This window comes from Sphingobium aromaticiconvertens (assembly GCF_037154075.1).
Taxonomy (GTDB): domain Bacteria; phylum Pseudomonadota; class Alphaproteobacteria; order Sphingomonadales; family Sphingomonadaceae; genus Sphingobium; species Sphingobium aromaticiconvertens.
This window is the reverse complement of record NZ_JBANRJ010000001.1, coordinates 783,975-807,589: the sequence shown is the minus strand read 5'-3', so window position 1 is coordinate 807,589 and position 23,615 is coordinate 783,975. Positions and strand designations below refer to the sequence as shown.

Here is a 23,615-nt window from a genome sequence, read left to right as displayed (position 1 = left end):
CATGGCTGACCTGAATATCCAGATGCCTGCCGCACCGATCCCGTCACCCGTCCTGCCGATTATGGACGAACCGTCCATCCTGCCCATCCGGTCTTGCTGGCCACATCATGATGAAGATGAGATTGCCGCAGTGGTCGACGTCCTTCGCAATGGCCGGGTCAATTCGCTGGTCCATGGCGAACGCGGCCGCGCCTTTGAACAGGCATTTGCCGATTATGTGGGCATGCCCCATGCAATCTCGCTCGCCAACGGCACATTGGCACTGGAACTGGCGCTGCGGGCATTGGGCGTTGGGCCGGATGACGAGGTGATCGTCCCCGCGCGCAGCTTTTTTGCCACAGTGAGTTGCGTCCTTGCGGTTGGCGCCACCCCGGTCTTCGCCGACATCGACGCGGAGAGTCAGGGGATCTGCCCTGCCTCCGTCGAACGCATGGTGAGCGCACGGACGAAGGCCGTCATCTGCGTCCATCTGGCGGGCCATCCCTGTGATATGGATAGGCTGGTGCCGCTATGCCAGACCCACGGCCTCTGGCTGATCGAAGATTGCGCGCAGGCCCATGGCGCCGCTTGGCGCGGCCAGAAGATCGGGTCGTTCGGTCATGCCGCCGCCTTTTCCTTTTGCACCGACAAGATCATGTCGATCGGCGGCGAAGGCGGCATGTTGCTGCTGGCTGACTACGACCATTGGACGCGAGCCTGGGCATACAAGGATCATGGCAAAAACCCGGACAAGCTGCGCACGGCCGGCACGCCGGGTGCCTTTCGCTATGTCCATGACAGCTTCGGCAGTAACTGGCGCATGACGGAGATGCAGGCTGCGATCGGCCTGGCTCAACTGGCCAAGCTGCCTCGCTGGCTGACGGCCCGGACCCGCAATGCCAATATCTTGCGTCAGGATCTTGCCGGTCATCCGCTGATCCGGCTGCCCGAATTTCCCGACCATATCGACCATGCCTGGTATAAATTCTATTTCCAGCTTAACGTGGACGCGATGGCCCCCGGACGCAAAGCCATGGACCTGATCGCAGCGCTACAGGCAGCAGGCATCCCCTGCGGCAGCGGCTCCTGCCCCGACATGTCGCGCGAAGCCGCCTTTGCGGCGGCGCCACCCCGGAAAGACGGGGCGCTGTCCTCTGCCAATGGACTCGGCGAACGCAGCGTGATGCTGCCGGTCGATCATCTGCTGGACGAGGCCGATATGCACGCCATGGCGCAAGCGGTCGTCCAGTTGGCAACGTCCTTCATGCAACAGGAGGGGCATGCATGACCCCCCCATCATCCAACCGCCTTTCCGAATTTCTGCCCGAATTTCTGATCGTCGGCGCGGTCAAGGCGGCAACGACCTGGATTCACGCGCAGTTGCAGGACAATCCAACCCTGTTCCTGCCCGACCCGGAACCCCATTATTTCAGCAGCGAGTTCGAGAAAGGCCCGGAATTCTACCGGGATTTCTTCGCCGACGCGCCCAGCGGCGTTCGGCTCGGAGAAAAATCGGCGGACTATCTGGCCCATCCCCATGCGGCCAGCCGGATCGCACAGTTGTTGCCCGACGTGCCGCTGGTCGTGCAACTGCGTAACCCTATCGAACGGGCCTATTCGGATTATCGAATGTTGTACCGGCGCGGAACGGTGCGCGGCGCGCCCGAGGAGTATTTCAATCGGGCAACCACCAGCCAGCCGCGCTTCCTGGACGATGGTCTCTATGCCCAGCATCTGTCCCGCTGGTATGATCTGTTCCAGCCCGCGCAAATCCACGTCCTGCTGTTTGAGGACGTGAAACAACGCCCCCGTGCCACGGTGGAAGCGGTGTGCGATCATATCGGCGCCCCGCATCATTTCGAGGAAGTCTTGCCGCAGGGCCGCGTCAATGACGGATCGGCCCATTTCCTGCCCTTGCCGATCCGGACCGTGCTCGCCCCGTTCAAGGAAAGCGTGAAGCCCTTGCGGGACAGCCGTGTGTTCAATGGCGTTCGCAGCCTGTTCGCGCGCGAAGTGCGTTATCCGCCGCTGTCGGACGACACCCGCGCGCGCCTCGCTGATTTCTATGCCTATGACGTCGAACGGCTGGCCGGGATGCTGGGACGGGATCTGAGCCACTGGCTGACGCGGGACCGGATCGCGGCATGAGCAGCGACCCGGATAAACTGGAGCTGTTTTTCGCCCAGGAGCCATCCGGGACGGCCGATCTGGGCGCTTACCAGAATCCGGTCTATCATGGCCGATCCTTCTGGCTGACGATCGCCACGACCCTGCTGACGCTCGCCGTCTTCTTCACCGGCTATCATGAACTGCGCCTCAGCTTCATCAACCTGACGCTGGCCGACATCTGTTTCCTGGTGGCGCTGGTCGCCTTCCTCAGCCACGGGATGATCAATACCGTCCCCTTCGGTCTGATGACCCCGCTATGGCTCGCGGCGCTGTCGCTGATGCTGGGCGGGCTGTTCTTCAGCTCACTGGTCTATGGCGACCTGTCGCGCTGGATCGTCATCGCGCTTCAATATCTGGTCGCTTTTTTCTTCATTCCCATCGTGCTGACCGCGCAAAGCCGCGCCACGGTGCAACGGCTTGCCCTCATCTTCGTCATGGGAGCGACGACGATGGAGGCCATTGGCGCGCTCGTGACCCTGCTCTTCACGCACAATACAGCGCCCGGCATACTGGGCGCAGAGTTCCTGACCGGAAACGGGCGGCTGGGCGCTTTTGCCGGTGAGGCGAACTGGAACGGCATGTTGATCTCCGCCGCGTTCACCATGCTTTATTATTGCCTGCGCGAGCGGTTGGCGCCGCGATGGATGCTGGTGATCGCCGGCTGTATCCTGGCGTGGGGACTGTTGCTGACAGCGTCCTTCACAGGCTTTATGGCGACCACGGTCGTGACCGCCTTCACGCTCTTGCTGCTGGGCGGGCGCTATCTGATGCGTGGCGTCATCGCCATCGCCGTGGGCATTGCCATTTTCGTGGCGAGCGGCGCGCCCCTGCCCGCAACTTTCAGTAAGCGGGTCGGCGGCGCCATCGCGTCGGGCGACATTTCCCAGGCGGGCACATTTTTGGGACGGGTGGAGCTGATCAAGGAAGCCTGGTCGATCGCGGAAGATACGACGCTGCTCGGCGTGGGCGCCGATGAGTTCCGCAATGTCAGTGTCATGCAGCAGCCGGTCCATAATCTCTATCTGCTCATCTATACCGAAGGGGGGCTGCCTGCCTTCATGGGCCTGCTGGGGCTGCTGGGGCTGATGCTGGGCATGGCCTTGCAAGGTATCCGAATACGACGCTCCGAAGGCGTGCTGGCGCTGACGGTGATATGCGTGTTCCTGATCTATACGACATCCAGCCCACATATGTATGCGCGCTTTTTCCTGATGCCCTCGATGCTCGCGCTCTCCCTCCTCTTCGTGCGCGACGATCCCCAGCCGGGGGTGGCCCACCCATCCCTTTTGGCAAGGCACTAAGCCGGAATCGCCGCGCCCTTTCCTGACCAAAGGGACTAGCCTTTCCCCACCGCCGATTCCGGCAAGACTAAAGGGGATGTCCGATGACCGGTCGTTTTTCGATCCTGTTCGGGGCCATTTGCATTGCATCGTTACCGTTGGCCGGATGCGCATCCGGCGTTGGCTCGCTGCCACAACTGCCGACCGTTGCCGCGCAGGAATACAGACTGGCGCCGGGCGATGAGCTGCGCGTGTTCGTTTATGGCCTGGACGCCATGAACAATACCTATTCGGTCAATGACAGCGGCCAGTTGTCGCTGCCGCTGATCGAGGGCGTGCCCGCCAACGGCAAGACCGTGCCGGAACTGGAGCAGGCCATCGCCGCGAAGCTGGTGGACCGGCAGATCGTGCAACGGCCCAACGTCAACGTCCAACCGATGAAAATGCGCCCCTTCTATATATTGGGAGAGGTCAAGGCGCCCGGAGAATATGCCTATCGGCCCGGCATGTCGGTCGTTTCGGCCGTGTCGGCGGCGGGCGGCTACACCTTCCGCGCCGATCAGGGCAATGTGTCGATCACGCGCAAGGTCAATGGCCGGGCGGTGACAGGAAGAGCTGGAGCAGCCAGCCCGATCCTGCCCGGCGACGACATCCGCGTTCATGAAAAGTGGTTTTGACGATGCGCGCCCGCAACCGGCTGCTCACCTCTTGCGTGAGCCTTTGCGTCGCCATCCCGTTCGCCACCCCGGCTTTAGCCCAGCAAACGGATCGACCGGCCTCCGTGCTCGATCTGGTCGCCCAGGAATATCAACCGATTGGCATAAGGCTGGGAAATATCCGGATCGATCCCGAACTCGACGCACGGATAGAATATGACAGCAACATCTATGCCGAAGCGACGGACAAGGATGACGACTGGAAGACCGTGATCAGCCCACGGCTGACCGGCACCTATGACGCTGGCACCGTAAAGATGACAGCCAGGGCGGCTGGCACCTTCCGACGCTTCTTCTCGTTCAAACGGGAAAACAGCAGTGCCGGGCTGGCCGACCTGAAACTGGGATGGCAGCCCAATGAGGGGACGAGTATCCAGGGAACAGGAGGATGGGAACGGGCGATCGAGGATCGCGGCGATCCCGAAGCGCGCAATTTCCAGACCATCGGCCCCCGGCGGATCGATGTTCTGCATGGCACCTTGAACGTCGCCCATGAGATGGGTCGCCTGGGTTTCGATGCCGAGGCGGCGGCCCGTCGCCTGGACCATGTGTCCTCCATCGATGCAGAGCGCGATCACGCCGTCTATTCGGGCAGCGCCCGGCTGCGCTATCGATTGAGCGGGCTGGTCAGCATTTTTGGTCAGGGATTCGTCAATCGCCGTGATTTCAGACTGGCCACCGACACAAGCGGGATCAATCGCGATGCCACCACCTATGGCGGACGAGGTGGCGTCGCCATCGATCCGGGTGGCACTTTGCGCGGCGATTTCGGCGTCGGCGTGTTCCGCTTCGATCCGTCTGATCCGACACTGAAAGGACGCACCGGGCTTTCGGTGGAAGGGTCCATGACCTTTCAGCCGACGCAGCGCATCGCCTTCACCCTGGACGCTTTTCAGGGCGATGTCGCGACCTTGCGAGCAGGCGCCATTGCCCGCACCGACTCCCGCCTTCAGATTGGCATGCAGTCGGAGGCCCGGCATAATCTGCGCTGGTCACTCGCCGCCTTCTATCGACGCACCAATTTCGTCGGCACACCAGTCAAGGAGCGCACGATCGGCGGCCTCTTCGAAGCGGAATATCTCATCAACCGGCTTTTCTCGGTTGCCGCGACCGTTCGCTATGGCGACCGTTCGAGCGACGATCCGACCGAATCCTACACCCGGCTGCGCGGCGGCGTCGAGCTGCGGGTACGGTTCTGAGCCATGCGCAAGAAACGCACCCTCTATTGGCTCAACTTGCCGCTGGTTGTGCTTGCGGGTGCCTCCTGCTCCGCCGGGGGGAACGCGTCGGAAGGAGAGGTCGAAAAGGTCGCACCCCGCCCGGCCGCCTTTGCAGGCGCGCTGGGTTATGGCGCGGGCAGCAAGGGCGGCCATGGCGGAAAGGTCATCGCCGTCACGACCCTGGCCGATGCGGGACCGGGGTCCTTGCGCGCCTGCATCGACGCGCAAGGGCCGCGCATATGCATCTTTCGCGTTGCCGGCCTGATCCGTTTCACCACCCGGCCGCCGATTATCAGCAACCCCTTCCTCACCATTGCCGGACAGACCGCCCCCGGCGCAGGCATCACCCTGGCCCATGCTGGTGGGGCGGTCGGGCTAACCCCCGTGCTGATCAAGAACACGCATGACGTCATCGTGCGCCATATCCGCGTGCGGCTGGACCGCACCGGTCCCGATCGCGGATCGCAGGACGCCTTCACGATCGAGAATAGCCGCAACGTGATACTGGATCATGTCAGCGGCAGCTGGGCGCTGGACGAGTTGGTGAACCCCTATGGCGACAATGATCGCATCACCATCAGCTGGTCGATCTTCGGCGAAGGCATCCCACGTCACGACAAATGCGCGCTGCTGGCAAGCGATCCGAAGGGACCGCAGACAATGAGCTTTGTCGGCAATCTGTGCGCCCATAATGGAGACCGCAATCCCGACATCAACTTCCCGCCCAAATCCTGCGTGGAGGTGGTGAACAACGTCTTCTACGACGCCCAGTCGCAATTTACGGAAATATGGGAAACCTATGGCGGGACGCCCGTGTCCGTGATCGGTAATAGTTTCATCAAGGGACCAAGCACCGCCGAACACGCTGTCGGCATCGACCTGGTCCAGATCGGCTCGACCGGTCCTGCGCGCATCTATCGCGCTGACAATCGGTTCAAGGGAAATTTCATGCACCTTGCACTGGCGATCGAAAATGAGTCGCTCAACAAACCCGACTGTCCATTGAGCCTGCAACCACTTGGCGCGGATTCGGCCTATGAAGCGGTTCTGGCAAGCGCGGGCGCCTTTCCCCGAGATGCGTTCGACAACCGGATGGTCAGCGAAACCACCGACCGGACCGGGCATATCGTCAAGGAACCAGGCAGTATTCCACCGATCGCGAGCGCAACACCCTATCCCGATGCCGATGGCGACGGGATGGACGATGTCTGGGAGCGCGCACATGGCGTCGATCCGAAGGTCAGCGATCCGTGGGCGGATGCCGATGGTGACGGGGTAGCCAATCTGGATAATTTTCTGGATGACCGGCACCGGATGCTGACCTCCCAGCCGGATATTCCGCTAAGGATGATGCGACCATAGGGTAAGCGCTGCGCCGTGCGGCGCGCATAATGATGTACCCCCTATGCTCATTCGCCCGATCACCGCTTCCGGTTCAGGATGAATCCACGGTGAGAGGGCCAACAGCACCTCTCACCGACCAGAGCCAAGCGAGCGCCCAGACCCAAGCGAGTGCCATGTCAGACAGAATAACGATCTGCTTTCCATTCGCCGGCAACCAGGTCGGTGGGAGCCATATCTCGGCGCTGGGCTTGCTGGATGGCCTCGACCGTTCACGCTATCGCATCCTGATCGTCCCGCAATATGCAGATGGCGCCATTGCGCGGTTATTTGCCGGGCACGAAATGATTGTGGACCCGGCGCTGCGCTGGACGGACTTCGTACCGGGCGAACCCTTTGGCCCAGGAAAATTCGCGCGCACATTGCGCGCCATTCCCGGCATGGTCCGCTTTCTGCGGCAGCATAAAGTGGATATCGTCCATAGCAATGACGGGCGAACCCACGCCATCTGGGGCGTTGCGGCGCGCCTGGCGGGCGCACGACTGCTCTGGCATCATCGCGGCGATCCAGATGCGATGGGTCTGCGCTACCTCGCGCCGTTGATCGCCAGCAGGATCGTGGCTGTGTCACAATTTGCCCTGTCCGCCTCGCGACCCGGATCGACCGCCAGACGCGCACAGGTCATCCACAGCCCGTTCGATGTCACTGTGAGAGTCGACCGCCGGGAGGCACGCGAAACCCTGCTGCGCGACACGGAATTGCCCGCTGACACGCTTGTCCTCGCCTATTTCGGTAACTTCATTTCACGCAAACGACCATTGGCGTTCATCGAGACGGTCGCCCGCGTCCGTGACCTGATGCCCGACCGACCCGTTGCCGGATTGATGTTCGGATCCAGCGACAATCCGGCCATGGACCTGGCCATGACCCAGGCGATCGACCGGCATGGAGCGCAGGACATCATTCGGATTATGGGCTGGAGGTCACCGGGCAGCTTCTGGATCGCTGCCTGCGACCAGTTGGTTGTCCCCGCCATTGGCGAACCCTTCGGCCGAACCCTTATCGAAGCCATGCTGGTGGGCACACCGGTGATCGCGACCCGGTCGGGTGGCAATGTCGAGGCGTTACAGGACGGCGTGCTTGGCCCACTGGTTCCGCCCGATGATGCCGATGCACTCGCGGCGCAATCCGTTCGCCTTGCTCAGGACCCCTCCCTCACCGCGCGACTGAGCGAGCAGGCGAAACGGGACGCCCGCAACCGGTTCGGGGAAAAGCAGCATGTCGCGAAGGTCAGCGCGATCTACGAGCAGCTCGCCACCGGCTGACCGGGCAGGCCCGACACCCCGATTGCCAGCGCTCCGATCAATTGTGACGTTCGTCCTTCTTGAGCAATATCTGCTGGATGCGGTCCGCCTTCAGCCGCAATATGTCCGGCATTTTTTCAGCCAGCCCGGCCGCATCGTAAAAATGAATGGTGGCGCCCATCATCGCTTCGGCGACCATATGTTCGGACAGTCCGGCGTCAATCAGATCCGCGCAGATCAATGCAATCTTGCGGCTGGCGTCAAGCATAGCCTCTTGCCCATCGGCCTGAGCTGCACCCGACTCATCAGTGCCATCATATAATGGCTGCTCCACCAAGGACATCATTCGGTCCTTAGACATCATTCTATACTTCGAACTGGGCATCATTTACGCCAAACATTAAGAAATCCTCAAAAATACTATAGACCGCTCAAAGATCGTTACAAGTTACAAAATGGCAATGAACCTTGCCACGATCGGGATATAGCTGGTCTAGCCAACCTGAAAACAGGCTTTATTTTTAAAGTCCCTGCTCAATACCACGCTCTGGAAAAATCAACTTGGAAACGCCAGAAGCAGCCGTGGTCGGGTCGTTCAGAGCATTCTTAATCTAGGGTCAGGACTCATTGATTGATCCAGAATATAACGGTCGCGGCGATGCAGATGGCGGACATGAAGGTATGGGCGCAACGATCGTAGCGCGTGTGGATGCGCCGCCAGTCCTTGATCCTGCCGAACATATTCTCGACTTTGTGCCGCTGTCTATAGAGCGCCGTGTCGTGTGGAATGGGCACTTTCCGGTTCCCCTTTGACGGGATGCAGGCCGTGATCTTGCGGTCGGCCAGTGCCGCGCGGAACCAGTCGGCGTCATAGCCCTTGTCGCCCAGCAGGACCTTTGCCTTCGGGAAGGCATCGATCATCAGTGCAGCGCCCTTATAATCGCTCATCTGCCCTTCACTGAGCAGCATGATGAGCGGTCGGCCTTTGCCATCGCATACGGCATGTAGCTTGGAGTTCAGGCCGCCTTTGGTGCGTCCGATACGTCGGGGAACATCCCCTTTTTAAGCAGGCTTGCCGCCGTCCGGTGTGCTTTCAGGTGGGTTGCATCGATCATCAACTGGTCGGGCTTGCCGCCCTTTGCTGCCAAGCCAGCGAAGATTTTGTTGAACACGCCGAGCCTGCTCCAGCGGATGAAACGATTGTAGATCGTCTTGTGTGGGCCATACTCCTTGGGCGCGTCGCGCCACATCAGCCCGTGCTTGATGACGTAAATGATCCCAGACACTATCCGCCGATCATCCACTCTTGGCACCCCATGAGACAAGGGAAAATACGGCTCGATCCGGCGCATCTGCGCCTCACTCAGCAGAAACGGAACATCCATCGGCAGCGCCTCCTAACGCTGCTATTGAATCAACCCATCACCCAATGCGCAAGCAATTTAACAGGTCCTGACCCTAGATAAAGCCATCTTCGTCATATTGTTCCGTAAATGCAATTATTACTTCTCCATGACGGCTTCGAAACGATAACTTTCCTGATTTTTAACACAAATAATTGTGTCACTCGTCCAACTTGCCGATGGAACAAGCCTACACATCGGCCCGAATTGCCGAAGTCTACCTCGCAAGGATGATAGACTCAGCAATGGCCAGGGAAGACAAGCAAGCTGTCTTCAAGGGCAATTGCCGATCACGGGAGCTTTGAACGCGGTGCATGGAGCAGCCATCCCCGATACAGATAAAAGGCGTCGCGCGAGGTTCGCTCTGCCCGCCCTTGGCGCGGGTGATGCAACCCGTCGCGCCCGCTTTGGCGAAGCGGCCGTCATCGACGACATACTGGATGAGGTGGTGTTCGCCCCCCGCTTCGCCCCTATGCGAACGCGTATGCGCGATCGGTGCAACCATCGGCTGACACCCCAGGCACATTCGCTGCTGCTGGGCGCTGGCATCGAGCCTTAGCCGCAGATGCGTATTCTTTCCATCATCACCAGCTTCACTTCGGGCGGAGCGGAAACACTCGTCACCAACCTGTCGCGCGGCTTTGCACGGGTCGGACATGCGCCGGTCGTAGCGGCCCTGTGCGACGCAGAGACGCTCGGCAACAGCGCAGCGTTTGAGCAGATATTGCGATCGAAAATAACCGATGGCGGTGGCGAAGCCCATTCCCTGGGGCTGTCCGCCCGACGCGACCCGCTTTCCGGCATGATGGCCTTGCGGCGGTTGATCCGCGCGGTCCAGCCAGACGTTATCCACACCCACACTGCCCGCGCCCTGCCGATGCTGTGGCTGGCCCGGCCTGCCGCGCCGGTGGTGCTAACGCATCATAACACGCGCTTTTCCTTTCCTCTGCCGCTTTTCCACCTCTTCGACCGCGTTGCGGGCGAATATGTGGCGATTAGCGAAGAGTGCGCCAGGCTGATACGGTCGCACACCAGCCGACGGATCACGGCGATCCGCAATGCCGTTGGCGAGGACTATTTTACGGACACACCACGTTCGCGACCTGGAGATCCGGTGCAGATCATCAGTGTCGGCGCACTGACGGCGCAAAAGGATTACCCCACGCTCATCCGCGCCGCAAAGCCTTTACGAGCGCGCCTTGCCGAACGCGGCCAACGCGCACAGTTCCGCATCGTTGGCGGCGGCGCATTGCTGCACGACTTGCAAAGCCTGGTGAACGCCGAGGGTGTGTCCGACATGGTCGAACTGCTCGGCACTCGCAGCGACATAAACGACCTGCTTTTACAGGCGGACCTGTTCGTGAACAGTTCCCTCTATGAAGGATTGCCGATCGCGATCCTGGAAGCAATGGCGACCGGGTTGCCGGTCATCGCGACACAGGTTGCGGGCAATGTCGATATCATAAGCGATGGCGTCAACGGCCTGCTGGCTCAGGGAGGATGTCCCGAGGCATTGGCCGCAGCGATCGACCGGTCAATTTCCGATCCGGCCTTGCATGCAGATTTGTCCCGAGGCGCGATCACGACGGCGCGCGGGCATTCAATCGAGGCCTATGTCGACAATCATCTGCGCGTGTACGAAAGGCTGCGTGGCGTCGTTCATACGGATGCTGTTTCGGCGACCACACCTGCCAGCCTGTCTGCCTATCCATAAGTCTTAGTCAGAATGCGCGCTGTCAGCCCCCCAATAGCTTTTGCTCCGGGTCGACAGGAAGCGGCACTATCGGCGCGGATCAAAACGCTTGGGGAGCGGGCAATCATGATCACCCGATCGACGTCCGAGGACAGTGAATGACATATGCAGCGATGATCGGCGACCGGCGCGCAGCGCCAGGCGACAAGAGGAACGAGCAGACCGTCGACATGACGGGGCAGCCCGAACTTCAGCAACTGACCGTCCGCCAGGCATGGCAGATGTTGCGCCGCCATCGACTGATGGTGGGCGCCATCGTCGGGCTGTCCATGCTCGTCACGCTCGTCACCCAGTTGTTGGCCACGCCGCAATATCAGGCCGCTTCGACGATCCAGGTCGAACTTAATGATAATGCCGGCGCCAACCAGGCGGAAATTGCGGCGCGCAATCAGCAGCGCGTGGCCAACGAAGCGCGCACCTTCCGTTCGCGAGCACTGGCGGAACGCGTCGTTCGCGACCTCCGGCTCGTCTACAATCGATCCTTCATGGGCGAAGCCATCGTGACCAACAACAAGAAGGTCGGGGAAGCCATCGATAGCGCATCGCTCAAACTTCAGGACATGACCAAGATACTGAGCAGCCCCGAATCCGATTTCATCGACGTCGTCGTGACCACTGACGACGCGGAACTCGCGACCCTCATCGCCAATCAATATGTAAAGAGCCTTCAGGCCCAGCGCACAAGCCGTCGGAACAATCGTCGGGACGAGATGTACGACGCCATTTCGCGCGAAGCCCAGCGCATGGCTGTCGCCTTGCAACAGGCCGACAGGAAGGTCGCCGATTTCCGCCGCAACCGCGGCATGCTGGTCGGTGCGGGCGGCACGGAAGATCTGCAACAGATCAACCGGATCGCCACCGAAACGGCATCGGCCAGCGGCATGCAGGCCGCAATGGCCGCGCGATCGGCGGGTGTAGCGCGGGCGGCTTCGATACGGACGACCGCAGGCGCCACCTCCTCCCTGCTGCAGCAGCAGCAACGGGACTATGACACTTTGCTGCGGGAAAAAGCGCGCCTGTCGGCCAGCTTTGGCCCCGGACATCCTGATCTGGTCACACTCAATGCCCAGATGACCGAGCTGACACAGAATATGGGCAAGGAACAACGCGCCGTCCTGGCAGCGTCCCAAGCCAACGCGGCGGCGGACGCCGCCCGCGAATCCGGTCTTGCCCAGAGCGAAGCGGCCAGCGCGAGCGCGCGCGCCTCCCGCCTGGCCGCACAGCTTCAGGCGATAACAGCCAAGGCTTATGCCAATACGCAGAACTCCGTGGACCTGGCCGAACTGGAACGGCAGGCGGACACCGCGCGGCAGGTCTATGTCGCGACTGCCCAGCGCGCGCAGGAAGTGAAGGCAGAACTCTCCTCAACCGGCGTCAATTCGACCCAGATATCGGGCGCGGTCGTGCCGACCAGCCCGATCTATCCGACCCCCAAGAAAGCGCTGGCCAGCGCCTTTGCCGGCTCGCTCATCTTTTCGCTGCTCCTGGTGCTGGCGATCGAGATGTTTGACAACAAGCTGAGGACCAGCGACCAGGTGCGGCGCCTGTTCGGGCTGCCGACCTTTGCAATGCTGCCCAACATCGACACGGACGCCAGCGCCGATCCGGAGGAAAGCCTGGTCATTCGCGAACCGCAGTCGCTGTTCGCCGAGGTTGCGCGCTCCCTGCACGCAGAGGTCGCGCAACTGGCCAAGAAGGAAGGACCGCAGACCGTTCTCATCACATCCCCCCTGCCCGGCGACGGCAAATCAGTGGTGGCGCTCAGCCTGGCGGCGGCGGCCTCTGCCATGGGGCGGCGGGCGGTGGTGGTCGACCTCGACCTGCGTCGTCCGGGCGCCTTGCAGGAAATGCAGCGGCGGATTGACGGTCCCGATCTGGTCGACTTCCTGTCCGGCGAAGTCGATGGACCAAAGGCGTTGATCAGCAGCGAGCGTCCGCATGAAGAGCGGGGCATCACGACTTACAAGCCAACCGTTTTGAGCACCCGCGAACCGGTGCGCGACCCGGCATCGTTGATACGGGTCGGCCGCATCCGGATGTTGTTCGACGATTTGCGCGAACGCTTCGACCTGATCATCATCAATGCGCCTGCGGCGCTGGCCGTGCGCGACGCCCGAACATTGACGGACGTGGCCGATTCCACGCTACTGGTTCTGCGCTGGGGGCACACCACGATCGAGCAGGCCCGTGCCTCCCTTCACCTTCTGCACAACAATGTGGCGGCGGCGGTGTTCAACCGGGTCGATTATGTGGAGCATGCGCGGCGCGGCTATGGCGACTCGGTGCAATTCTATGTCGATGCCGCCGCTTATTATAGTGGCGAAGTCCCTCGACCCCTTAGCTGGCGCGAACGCATAAGCGATGTCTTCGGGCGGATAAGGGGTCGCCGTATCCATGCGTAACCCGGTCGTTCCCAACATGCCACGCCACAGCCCCTCAGCATCAAGGGATAAGGACATTGCGGTGCTGGTGATCGACCCTTCACCGCTGGGACGCAGTTGCACGCTTGCCGTGCTGGACCACGCCGTTGGATTGCGGGCGCGAGGGACCGGCGACATCGCTGGAACGCCAGACGGCGAAAAGCCCGATCTGCTCCTGTTTCAGGGATTCAAGGCAGGTCCAGCGAATGCGAGCCGGGCGGCTCAACTGACAGATGCAGCGATTCGCTGGCCGGATGCCGCCATGATTGTCATGGCGGATGGGAACGAAACGGACGAAGTGCTGGATAGCCTGCGCCACGGAGCGCGTGGTTTCCTGACCAGTGATGTAGGACTCGACCTGCTGGTCGAGGCGATACACGTCGTCCGCCGCGACCTGATCGTCTATCCCAGCCACATATTGCAGGTCGTGCGTGATGCGCTGGGCGAAAGCAGCTCTCCCCGGACGGGCAAGGGCGATATAGATCATCGGCGGTTCCATGGGCTGACCCCGCGCCAACAGGATGTCCTGCGCCTGCTTGCGCTCGGCCTGTCCAACAAGCTGATCGCCCGGCAGCTCCTGATCAGCGAAAGCACGGTGAAGGTTCATATCCGGGCGATCATGGAACAGGCGGGCGCCCGCAACCGGACGCAGATCATCGCCCATTTCCTGGGACAGAACAGCCTGCCTGCGAAGGTGGAAATGCCGTCCTGAAGCGACGGAACCGCCGCCTCTTCACCAGGATTTAGAGGCTGGCGCCCGATGCGATATCGGGGGCGGCAGCAGCTTCGGGACCATCAGCGGGGCCACCGATCAGGACGAAGCGCTTGTCGCAATAGCCGCAATCGACATAGCCATGCTCATCGATTTCCAGGAAAACGCGCGGATGGCCGAGCGCGGCGGGAATGTCACCTGATCCGTCGCAGGCGACACGGGATTTGGAAACGCGGAGGATTTCGGGCGGCTGGGTCATGGCCGCTCGTCTACCAGCGTGATCGCGCCGCTGCAATATGGTGCAGCGGCGCGGTTTCACGGAAAATCAGGCCAGTTCGACCGCCATCGCCGTGGCTTCGCCACCGCCGATGCAGAGGCTGGCGACGCCACGCTTGAGGCCGCGTGCTTCCAGCGCCGCGAGCAGCGTCACCAATATGCGCGCGCCGCTGGCGCCGATCGGATGGCCAAGCGCGGTCGCGCCCCCGTTGACGTTCAGCTTTTCGGCCGGGATGTTGAGATCGCGCGCCGCGATCATGGCGACCACGGCAAAGGCTTCGTTGACCTCGTACAGATCGACATCTTCAGCCGACCAGCCGGCCCGTTCCAGCAGCTTGCCAATCGCGGGCACCGGCGCGGTGGTGAACAGGCCCGGTTCATGCGCATGGGCGGCGTGGGCGACGACCGTGGCGACAATGGGCAGGCCCAGCTTCTCGGCGACGCTCTTGCGCGTCATCACCAGCGCGGCGGCGCCGTCCGAGATGGACGAAGCGTTGGCGGCGGTGATGGTGCCGTCCTTGAGGAAAGCGGGCTTGAGGCCGGGAATCTTGTCGGGCCGCGCCTTGCCGGGCTGTTCGTCCACCGCGACGACGGTGTCCCCGCCCCGGCCCTTCACCGTAACCGGTACGATTTCCTTTTCGAAGCCGCCGCTGTTGATCGCGGCATTGGCGCGCTCCAGCGAGCGCAGCGCATAATCGTCCTGATCGGCGCGGGTGAACTGATATGCCTGCACCGCGTCCTCGGCAAAGACGCCCATCGCCTTGCCGGGTTCATAGGCATCCTCAAGGCCGTCCATCATCATCGTATCGATGATCCGGTCATGACCGATGCGGGCGCCCGCACGATGCTTGGGCAGCGCATAAGGGGCGTTGGTCATGCTTTCCATGCCGCCCGCGATGATGATGTCGGCGCTGCCTGCGGCCAGGGCATCCCATGCCATGATCGCCGCCTGCATCCCCGATCCGCACATCTTGTTGACGGTCGTGGCTTCCACCGATTTGGAGAGGCCCGCGCCCAGCGCCGCCTGACGCGCGGGCGCCTGACCAAGACCGGCGGGCAGGACGCAGCCCATATAGATGCGGTCGATGGCATCAGGGCTTACGCCAGCGCGCTCGACGGCGGCGGCAACGGCGGCGGAACCAAGCTCGGTCGCTTTAAGCGCGGAGAGCGCGCCCTGAAAACCACCCATTGGCGTGCGGGCGTAACCGGCGATGACGACAGGATCGGTCATGGACATGTCCTTAGAAACGGAAAAGCTACTCGTGAGTAGATGTGGCGATGCCGCGGCGGACTGTCAACCGTCCGCCCCGCGCATCCGCTCGATCAATCCATCGTCGGGATGACGAAGCTCTGGTCGCTGACGGACCCGCCGCTGGGCCAGCGCTGGGTGATCGTCTTGACCCGCGTGTAGAAGCGCACGCCGTCCATGCCGTACTGGTTCATGTCGCCAAAGCCCGACCGCTTCCAGCCGCCGAAACTGTGGTAGGAGACGGGCACCGGGATCGGCACGTTGATGCCGACCATCCCCACCTCGACCGACGCGGCGAAGCGGCGGGCGAAGTCGCCGTTGCGGGTGAAGATGGCGACGCCGTTCCCGTACTGATGCTCCGAGGGATAGCGAACAGCCTCCTCGAACGTGTCGGCGCGCAGGATCTGAAGCACGGGGCCAAAGATTTCCTCCTGATAGCTTTGCATCTGCGGGGTCACGCGGTCGAGCAGCGTGGGGGCCAGGAAATAGCCGTCCTCATAGCCCTGGAGCGAGAAGCCCCGGCCGTCGATAACCAGTTCCGCGCCTTCCCTGACCGCCATGTCGATATAGTTCTCGATCCGCGCCTTGTGCTGGGCGCTGACGACCGGGCCATAATGGGCGTCGGGATCGGCGGAGATGCCGACCTTCAGCTTCTCGATTTCCTCGACCAGCTTGGCGCGCAGGATAGTGGCGGTCTGCTCGCCCACCGGGGTGACGACGGGCAGCGCCATGCACCGCTCGCCCGCCGAGCCATAGGCCGCGCCAAGAATGTCGGCGACCGCCTGATCGATGTCGGCGTCGGGCATGATGATGCCGTGATTCTTCGCGCCGCCCATGCACTGCATCCGCTTGCCGTTAGCCGCGCCGCGACCATAGACATATTGGGCGATGTCGGAGGAGCCGACGAAGCTGACCGCCTTGATATCGCGATGGTCGAGGATCGCGTCGACCGTCACCTTGTCGCCATGGACGACGTTGAGGATACCCTTGGGCAGGCCCGCCTCGATCAGCAGTTCGGCCAGCATCACCGGCACCGACGGATCACGCTCGGAGGGCTTGAGGATGAAGGCGTTGCCGCAGGCGATGGCCGGGGCCAGCATCCACAGCGGGATCATCGCCGGAAAGTTGAACGGGGTGATGCCCGCGACCACGCCCAGTGCCTGACGCACCGAATAGACGTCGATGCCCGGCCCTGCCCCTTCGGTATATTCGCCCTTCAGCAGATGCGGGATGCCGCAGGCAAACTCGACCACATCCAGACCGCGTTGAATGTCGCCCTTCGCGTCGGCGATCACCTTGCCATGTTCGGACGCCAGCATTTCGGCGAGCGCGTCCATATTCTTTTCAATGAGCGCCTTGAAATTGAACATCACGCGGGCGCGGCGCTGCGGGTTCATGGCGGCCCAGGCGGGCTGGGCGGCGACCGCGCTGGCGACGGCGGCATCGAGATCGGCGGGCGTGCCGAGTTCGACATGGGCCTGCACCTGGCCGATGGTCGGCGCGAAAATCTCACCCAGGCGGGGATTTTGCGACGGGGCGACGGAAACGCCATCGATGAAATTGGTAATGGTGCGCATGGGCAAGCCTCTCCTTACATTGTGTTGTGGCCCTGATAGGGTATGTAATGGTGCTGAGAAATCGACATAATCGACTTAGGGATATGCGTATATGTCCACACCTCTTATCTGGGACGATCTGCGGCTGTTCCTTGCCATAGCGCGCGCCGGGCGCATGACGGTGGCGGCGCGGGCCGTCGGGCTGGACCAGACGACTATGGCGCGGCGGCTGAACGCGCTGGAGGCAGGCGTCGGGTCGGCGCTGACCGAACGCTCGCCGCGTGGCATCCGCCTGACCGATGCGGGCGCGGCGCTGGTCGCCTTTGCCGAGCGGATGGAGGCGGAGGTGTCGGCGGCGGCGCAGATGCTGGGCGGGCGCGACGCCGCCGTGTCAGGCACGGTGCGGCTGGCGACGCCCGAAGCGTTCGGCACCTATCTGATCGCGCCCAATGTGCCCGCGCTCAGCGCCCGGCACCCCGCGCTCCAGTTGGAACTGTCGCCCCAGTCGCGAATGGTGAACCTGATCAACCGGGAAGCGGACCTGGCCATCACCCTCAACCGCCCGCCCAAGGGCCGGGTGGTGGCGCGGCGGCTGGTCGATTATCGCGTCGGCCTTTATGCGTCGAAGGCCTATCTGGCGGAGCATGGACCGATCGACGGGCTGGAGCAGGCGGCCGAGCACCCCTTCGCCTGGTATATCGACGATATGCTGGAACTGCCCGAGTTACGTTATCTGCGCGAGATATCGGTGGATGCGCGGCCGGTGTTCCGGTCAAGCTCGATCGCCGCGCAGCAGGCGGCGGTGGCGGCGGGGCTGGGACTGGGAATGCTGCACGTCTTTGCGGCCGAGGCGGACGAGCGGCTGGTCCGCATCCTGCCCGAGCGGGTGGAGATCATCCGCAGCTATTGGCTGGTGATGCACGCCGATCAGCAGAAGCTGCCGAGGATCAGGGCGGTGGTCGATTTTCTGGATGAACTGGTGGCGGAGAACAGGGGAGATTTTTAGGGGGTGGGGTTTTTGGGGAAGGCGCTCTCTAAACGTCGGCAAGGGGCGTGTTGCGGACGGTCGACGCGGGTGACGACGCTAAACGCTCTTGGGTTAGTCGAGGGTATCTGCACCTGAATGGAGGCTGCTTCCAGGAACAGAAAGTGCAGTCTTTTCCATCCGAGAATGGTCGAAGAAAGATCCTCACCCAACCCTCTCCCGCGAAGGCGGGAGAGGGTTAAAAGCGTCCGCTCATGGCGCTTGCGCTTGTCGAAAACCTCGACAAACTCTGGACCCGTCAGGGAATGAACGGCGCGCGGCGATTGGTGAGCGGGCGCTGGTAGGACGGATCGTCCGCGCTGCGTGCGGGCAGGCCATTGTCGCCAATGCCCGGCACATCGGCGAAGGGCAGCGGCAGGGTCGGCACGGTGCCCGACCATTCGATCATATTGGTGCGCAGAGCGATCTTCCACGCGCCGTCGCGCCGCTCCAGCCGGTCGATATAGCGACCGCCGGCGATCCAGTTGCTCTCATCCCGGTTGCGGCCGACGAACAGATAATATTGCTCGCTATGGGCGGTATCGCCGTCGATCTCGCAGGTGAAGTTGAGCAGATTATGATGGGTGGCGACCTGTCCGTCCTCATGCAACGCGCTGGCCCAGTCGTACAGGGCTTCCGGGCCACCGACAAAGGCGCCCGCTGCTATCGTCGCATCATTGTGGAAGGCCGACAGGAACAGCGCCCGATCGAAGCGGTCCATGCCCCGGCTGAACCGGGTCAGGCAGTCGGCGATGTCCTGCCGGTCGAGCAGCGCGTCGAGGCGGGCGAGGCGATCAGCGTCCATATCACGCTCCTTGTGCAATCGGTTGCCAGATGGGCGCGCCACGCTCGGCCCGCAGGGAGGGGATGACCTTGCCGTCGATGTCGGTGACGCCATAGTCCTGCGCCACCTCCGCCGTGATGAAGGTGCCGCCCGAACGCTGCATCACCGCCGGGTCGCTCGCCAGCGCGGCGATGACGCGTCCGGGAAATTCGGGCGAGCAGCCGATCAGCGGGTTGGTGACGGTCAACGCCTTCATGGCCGGATCGCGCTCCAGATTGCGGTTGGCGCGTTCGGTAAAGGTCAGCCCTTGCCAGAGCGAGAGCGAGGCGACGCCATGCGGTTGCAGTTCGATCGCCATGTCGCGGGCCATGCGGTCGACCGCAGACTTGGCTATGCCGAACACTACACCGTAGGTATAGGTGACGCCGACATAGCCGGAGATGGCGACGATCAGCCCGGACTTTTGCGGGGCCATGATCTTCGCGGCGTGCCAGGCGGCGACGAAGTTGGAGCGGACGCCGACATCGACCATCTGCCAGTTGGAGAGCGGCTTTTCCCAGAAGGGCTTTTTCTCGGTCAGATCTTCGGGCAGCGCGAAGGCGTTATTGACGAGGATGTCGAGGCGGCCCTGTTCGCGCTGGACCTGATCGAACAGCGCGGCGACCTGCACATCGTCGGCATGATCGACCTGCACGGCGATGCCCCTGCCCCCGCGCGCGTCGCATTCGGCAGCGGTTTCGCCGACCGTGCCGGGGAGCGGATATTCCCCCGCCGTCACCGTGCGGCCCGTCACATAGACAGTCGCGCCCTCTGCCGCGAGAGCCAGCGCAATGCCCTTGCCGATGCCCCGGCTGGCGCCGGTCACGACCGCGACCTTGCCGTCAAGCGATGCCATGTAGTTCCTCCTGCTCCTTGTGCTTTGAGATGGATTATATCGGGGCCGCCTCCAGCATCGCTTGACGGATCTGGACAAAGGCTACCAGACCAGCGGCAGCGCTTTCGGCCCGACGACGCCGCCGGGATAATAGCTGATCTCAGCATCCGGCTTCACCGCGAAGTCGGGGATGCGGCGCAACCATTCCTGCAACCCGATCTTGATCTCCAGCCGCGCCAGATGCGCGCCGATACAGGCATGGACGCCGCCCGCAAAGGCCAGGATGGGTTTGCGCGGACGGGAGAAGTCGATGGTCGTCGGGTCCGCGAACACGTCCGGGTCATAATTGCAGGCGGGCAGGATACTGGTGAACTTGTCGCCCGCTTTCATCTTGACGCCGCGCATCTCGATATCCTGCGTCAGCGTGCGGCCGGAGAAGGTGACGGAGAAGACGCGCAGCAGCTCCTCGACCTGCGCATTGATGTTGCCGGGATTGTCGATGATCTCCCGCCGCCGGTCGGGATTGCGGGCCAGCCACAGCCACATATTGTTGAGCGTGGCGAACACCGTGTCGAGGCCCGCGATGAAGAGGAAGAAAGTGAAGCCGAAAATCTCGCGCTCGGTCAGCGGTTCGCCATCGGGGCGCGCCTGAATGATGGTGCTGATGACGCCATCGTCGGGCGTCTTCGTCTTTTCCACGATGACCTGCGCCAGATACGCCTCAATCCCGCGCATCGCGAGGCCCGCGCTCATCCGGTCCTGCGAATGGAGCAGGTCCACCGCCCAGCCGACAAAGGTGTCGCGCATCTCCTGCGGCAGCCCCATCAGGTCGAGGAAGATGGAAACGGGGAGCGGACGTCCGAAGCCGGTCGTAAATTCCACTTCGCCCTTGTCGATAAATTCGTCGATCAGTTCGTTCGACAGGCGCCGCATATAGGCGTCCAGCTTCATCACCCCCTGCGGCGAGAAGGTGGAATCCAGGATAGCGCGATATTTGCGATGATGCGGCGGGTCGATTTCCAGCGGGATGAAGTAGAAATAATTATTGGGATCGCGCGGGAAAGGCGTGGCCCCGGCGGTGGTGAAATATTCCGGGTGGCGCAGCGCGAAGAAGGCATCCTCATGCTTGATCGTGACCCAGGCATTCCCGACCAGCGGATTGACGCTGTAGAAGATCGGCGGATGGGTTTCGTGCAGCTTCGCCATGAAATCGTGCGGCGCGGCGAGAAAATCGGCGCCGGTGGTCAGGCCGATCTCGCGGATCAAGTCGGGCGGAACATGGGCCGGAATGTCGGCGACGGGTGCGGTAGCCATGACTATGCCTCCCTTAAAACTGGGTTTCGGGAAGATGGACGACTAGGCCATCCAGCGCCGGGCCGACAACGATCTGGCAGCTCAGCCGACTGGTGGCCTTGAGCGGCGCGGAGGCGCATTCCAGCATTTCGCCTTCAATTGGCTCGGGCATCGGCAGCCGGTCAGCCCAGGCATCGTCAACATAGCAGTGGCAGGTCGCGCAGGCGAGGCCGCCGCCGCATTCGCCGACGATCCCATCGATCCCGTTATCCAGCGCTCCGCGCATCAGATTCTCGCCATCGGGCACGGCCACGACATGGCTCGCGCCATTGGCTTCAATATAGGTGACGGACACCATCGACCTCTCCATTCTTTCTATCACACTTTTTGAGAACGTCGTTCTCTTCACTGGCACTATAACGCGGGACTGTTAGAAGGGAAGAACTTTGTTCTCACAGGAAAGGGGCGGCGCAATGGACAGCCCGGCGATAACGATAAGCGAGATGGACGACGATACGTCGGACCGTAGCCGGCAGATTGTCGCGGCGGCCTACGACCTGCTGGATGAGGCAGGGCTGGAGGGGCTGACGATCCGCGCCGTGCTGGCGCGCACAGGCCTTGCGCGTCGCGCTTTCTATGATCGCTTCGCAGGTAAGGATGATCTGGTGCTGGCGGTGTTCGCGCATACGCTGCGCGCCGCAGCCACATTTTTTGGCGAGCAGGTGCGTGACCTGCCCGACCCGATGACACGCATGCACTATATCGTCACCAGCATCGTGCTGGGGCGCGGATCAATGGATACGGGGGCAGGCGACGGCGGCCAGCGGCGCGGGGCCGCGCTCAGTCGCGAGCATCTGCGTCTGGCCGAAGCCCGGCCAGCGGAATTGCACCGGGCCGTCAGCCCGCTCGTCGACCTGATCGCCACGCAACTGGGCGATGGCATGGCCGCCGGGCAGGTCCGCCCTTCCCCGGTCCAGCGGTTGGCAGTGCTGGTTTATAATCTGGTGTCCGCGACCGTGCACACCGAATTGCTGGCGGAGGAAGGGACGCGCCCTGACCTCGACCGACGCACCGCGCTGGCCGAGGAGATATGGGAGTTTTGCCGCCGGGCAATCATGGCCTGATCCCGCTATTTCGCCAGTTTGAGATGGTGGCGGAAAAAGGCGGTCATCACGTCGAACGCCTCACGCGATTCGGGCAGCGCCGGGTCGTAAAAAAAGGCATGTCCCAACCCATCCCAGACGTGCAGGTCTGCGGTGCGCCCGGCCTTCACCAATGCGCGATGCGTGTTGACCGCCGCGCTCATCTCGAACGCGCGGGTGCTGGTGATCACCAGCGTCGGCGGGAATTGCAGCAGCGTATCGGGCGAGAGGACTGGCGAAACCATTGGATCGCTGAGGTCGATGCCCTTGAAATAGGCGCGCACATCGTCCCGCATCGGGAGAGCCTGAAAGGGGCGACCAAAGGCGCGGCTATCCCCACCCCAGCGCGCGTCCGCTGACGCGCAGAAAATGCCGATGGCTGCGGGAAGCGGCAGCTTTTCCTTGATGAACCAGGCCATCACCTGTGCCGTCAACAGCCCCCCGGCGGAGCAGCCGAAAATGGCGATGTCCTGTGGCTTGTGGGTCTTGAGCAGTTCCCGATAGACTTTGGCTACATCTTCCGTCGCCGCAGGATATGTGGTTTCCGGTCCCTGCCGATAGGTGATGGAGACAATCTCCACCCCCGCAAGGCCCGCCAGCGGGATCGATTCGATCATGCCCGTGCCCCCGGCCATACCCATGACGAACCCGCCACCCGGCAGGTTGAGCAGAATCTTGCCCGCGTTCACCTTTGGCACGCCCGCCACCGGGCGGGCATAGACGGCGGGGACGCCCGCAATCTCTCCGACGCGGGTTTCGACCTTGTACATCGCCTTCAGCCGATCGAGGCGCGGGGCCATGATCTGCGGCATCTTCTGGCGCAGCGCCCCCGCCTGCCCTGCCGCGACGGCACGCATCATCGGTTCTTCGGGATCGGACGGGGTGCGGGGCAGCACCTTCTTCGCCTCTTCGCTGAGGTAAACCGACGGTGGTAGCTTGAAGGAGGGGACGACCACTGTACCGTCCGGCTCGATGGAGCCACTGGTCACTTGCGCCAATGCAGCGGGCGCGCAGGCCAGCGCAATGGCGGCAAACAGGAATGGTACTGATCGGCAGATGGTCATCATCGCTCTCCTGAATCGGCGAGCCTGTCGCCCCCTTGTCTTATGGAACATCACCC

At 62.5% G+C, this 23,615-nt stretch carries 22 protein-coding genes; 12 read left to right on the top strand and 10 right to left on the bottom strand.

The genetic code is table 11. The features are described 5' to 3' along the window. Window position 1: 1 nt before the first annotated feature. The 7 genes from WFR25_RS04040 to WFR25_RS04010 all read left to right on the top strand — a co-directional run bounded on the left by WFR25_RS04040 (window position 2) and on the right by WFR25_RS04010 (window position 8,030). A complete protein-coding gene (locus WFR25_RS04040; RefSeq protein WP_336968773.1) occupies window positions 2–1,267 on the top strand; it encodes a DegT/DnrJ/EryC1/StrS family aminotransferase in 1,266 nt (421 codons plus the stop codon). Further along, entirely contained in the window at window positions 1,264–2,127 is an 864-nt protein-coding gene (locus WFR25_RS04035) for a sulfotransferase family protein (protein WP_336968771.1), read from the top strand. Before WFR25_RS04040 ends, WFR25_RS04035 begins: the two co-directional genes overlap by 4 nt. Next, a complete protein-coding gene (locus WFR25_RS04030; RefSeq protein WP_336968769.1) occupies window positions 2,124–3,449 on the top strand; it encodes an O-antigen ligase family protein in 1,326 nt (441 codons plus the stop codon). Before WFR25_RS04035 ends, WFR25_RS04030 begins: the two co-directional genes overlap by 4 nt. 83 nt (window positions 3,450–3,532) lie before the next feature. Next, on the top strand, window positions 3,533–4,105 hold the full coding sequence (locus WFR25_RS04025; protein WP_336968767.1) for a polysaccharide biosynthesis/export family protein: 573 nt from the start codon (window positions 3,533–3,535) through the stop codon (window positions 4,103–4,105). A 2-nt stretch (window positions 4,106–4,107) separates the two neighbouring features. Further along, window positions 4,108–5,343, top strand: coding sequence for an outer membrane beta-barrel protein (locus WFR25_RS04020; RefSeq protein ID WP_336974654.1), 1,236 nt, complete (start codon window positions 4,108–4,110; stop codon window positions 5,341–5,343). Between the two features lie 3 nt (window positions 5,344–5,346). Next, window positions 5,347–6,726 carry a pectate lyase family protein gene (locus WFR25_RS04015; protein ID WP_336968764.1) on the top strand — a complete coding sequence of 460 codons (1,380 nt, stop codon included), beginning with the start codon at window positions 5,347–5,349 and terminating at the stop codon, window positions 6,724–6,726. A gap of 155 nt (window positions 6,727–6,881) precedes the next feature. After that, complete coding sequence (locus WFR25_RS04010; RefSeq protein WP_336968761.1) at window positions 6,882–8,030, top strand: glycosyltransferase family 4 protein; 1,149 nt, start codon at window positions 6,882–6,884, stop codon at window positions 8,028–8,030. Window positions 8,031–8,067: 37 nt separating this feature from the next. Here WFR25_RS04010 and WFR25_RS04005 read toward each other — a convergent pair whose 3' ends face one another. Both WFR25_RS04005 and WFR25_RS04000 read right to left on the bottom strand, forming a co-directional pair. Beyond that, window positions 8,068–8,343, bottom strand: coding sequence for a hypothetical protein (locus tag WFR25_RS04005; RefSeq protein WP_336968759.1), 276 nt, complete (start codon window positions 8,341–8,343; stop codon window positions 8,068–8,070). Window positions 8,344–8,633: 290 nt separating this feature from the next. Then, window positions 8,634–9,394 (bottom strand): IS5 family transposase gene (locus WFR25_RS04000; protein WP_156028742.1). Its coding sequence is split into 2 segments (ribosomal slippage): window positions 8,634–9,061 and window positions 9,061–9,394, totalling 762 coding nucleotides; the frame shifts between segments, so codons are not numbered across the junction. Window positions 9,395–9,977: 583 nt separating this feature from the next. On the opposite strand from WFR25_RS04000, the gene WFR25_RS03995 reads away from it, so the two are divergent. The 3 genes from WFR25_RS03995 (at window position 9,978) to WFR25_RS03985 (ending at window position 14,297) form a co-directional block, all read left to right on the top strand. After that, the gene (locus tag WFR25_RS03995; protein ID WP_336968756.1) at window positions 9,978–11,126 is read left to right on the top strand and encodes a glycosyltransferase family 4 protein; all 1,149 of its coding nucleotides are present in this window, start codon (window positions 9,978–9,980) and stop codon (window positions 11,124–11,126) included. A gap of 137 nt (window positions 11,127–11,263) precedes the next feature. Next, complete coding sequence (locus WFR25_RS03990) at window positions 11,264–13,567, top strand: GumC family protein (protein WP_336968754.1); 2,304 nt, start codon at window positions 11,264–11,266, stop codon at window positions 13,565–13,567. Continuing rightward, window positions 13,560–14,297: a response regulator transcription factor gene (locus WFR25_RS03985; RefSeq protein ID WP_336968751.1), complete on the top strand. Its 738-nt coding sequence runs from the start codon at window positions 13,560–13,562 to the stop codon at window positions 14,295–14,297. The genes WFR25_RS03990 and WFR25_RS03985 overlap by 8 nt, the downstream gene beginning before the upstream one ends. Before the next feature lie 31 nt (window positions 14,298–14,328). Here WFR25_RS03985 and WFR25_RS03980 read toward each other — a convergent pair whose 3' ends face one another. The 3 genes from WFR25_RS03980 to WFR25_RS03970 form a co-directional block, all read right to left on the bottom strand. Then, on the bottom strand, window positions 14,329–14,556 hold the full coding sequence (locus WFR25_RS03980; RefSeq protein WP_336968748.1) for a zinc-finger domain-containing protein: 228 nt from the start codon (window positions 14,554–14,556) through the stop codon (window positions 14,329–14,331). A 66-nt stretch (window positions 14,557–14,622) separates the two neighbouring features. Further along, window positions 14,623–15,804: an acetyl-CoA C-acyltransferase gene (locus tag WFR25_RS03975; protein ID WP_336968745.1), complete on the bottom strand. Its 1,182-nt coding sequence runs from the start codon at window positions 15,802–15,804 to the stop codon at window positions 14,623–14,625. Between the two features lie 92 nt (window positions 15,805–15,896). Continuing rightward, complete coding sequence (locus WFR25_RS03970) at window positions 15,897–17,399, bottom strand: CoA-acylating methylmalonate-semialdehyde dehydrogenase (protein WP_336968743.1); 1,503 nt, start codon at window positions 17,397–17,399, stop codon at window positions 15,897–15,899. 91 nt (window positions 17,400–17,490) lie between these two features. On the opposite strand from WFR25_RS03970, the gene WFR25_RS03965 reads away from it, so the two are divergent. Then, window positions 17,491–18,384 carry a LysR family transcriptional regulator gene (locus tag WFR25_RS03965; protein WP_336968740.1) on the top strand — a complete coding sequence of 298 codons (894 nt, stop codon included), beginning with the start codon at window positions 17,491–17,493 and terminating at the stop codon, window positions 18,382–18,384. Between the two features lie 277 nt (window positions 18,385–18,661). On the opposite strand, the gene WFR25_RS03960 is transcribed toward WFR25_RS03965, so the two are convergent. The 4 genes from WFR25_RS03960 to WFR25_RS03945 form a co-directional block, all read right to left on the bottom strand. After that, a complete protein-coding gene (locus WFR25_RS03960) occupies window positions 18,662–19,207 on the bottom strand; it encodes a nuclear transport factor 2 family protein (RefSeq protein ID WP_336968738.1) in 546 nt (181 codons plus the stop codon). A 1-nt stretch (window position 19,208) separates the two neighbouring features. Next, a complete protein-coding gene (locus WFR25_RS03955; RefSeq protein WP_336968735.1) occupies window positions 19,209–20,081 on the bottom strand; it encodes an SDR family NAD(P)-dependent oxidoreductase in 873 nt (290 codons plus the stop codon). Between the two features lie 81 nt (window positions 20,082–20,162). Further along, window positions 20,163–21,374 (bottom strand): cytochrome P450, encoded by a 1,212-nt coding sequence (locus WFR25_RS03950; RefSeq protein WP_336968734.1) that lies wholly within the window; start codon window positions 21,372–21,374, stop codon window positions 20,163–20,165. A 13-nt stretch (window positions 21,375–21,387) separates the two neighbouring features. Next, window positions 21,388–21,711, bottom strand: a complete 324-nt coding sequence (locus tag WFR25_RS03945; RefSeq protein WP_336968732.1) for a 2Fe-2S iron-sulfur cluster-binding protein — start codon at window positions 21,709–21,711, stop codon at window positions 21,388–21,390. A 145-nt stretch (window positions 21,712–21,856) separates the two neighbouring features. Between WFR25_RS03945 and WFR25_RS03940 the strand changes: the two genes are divergently transcribed. After that, window positions 21,857–22,477: a TetR/AcrR family transcriptional regulator gene (locus WFR25_RS03940; protein WP_336968730.1), complete on the top strand. Its 621-nt coding sequence runs from the start codon at window positions 21,857–21,859 to the stop codon at window positions 22,475–22,477. 5 nt (window positions 22,478–22,482) lie between these two features. Here the strand turns inward: WFR25_RS03940 and WFR25_RS03935 are convergent, their stop codons facing one another. Continuing rightward, window positions 22,483–23,562, bottom strand: a complete 1,080-nt coding sequence (locus tag WFR25_RS03935; RefSeq protein WP_336968728.1) for an alpha/beta hydrolase fold domain-containing protein — start codon at window positions 23,560–23,562, stop codon at window positions 22,483–22,485. Between the last annotated feature and the right edge of the window lie 53 nt (window positions 23,563–23,615).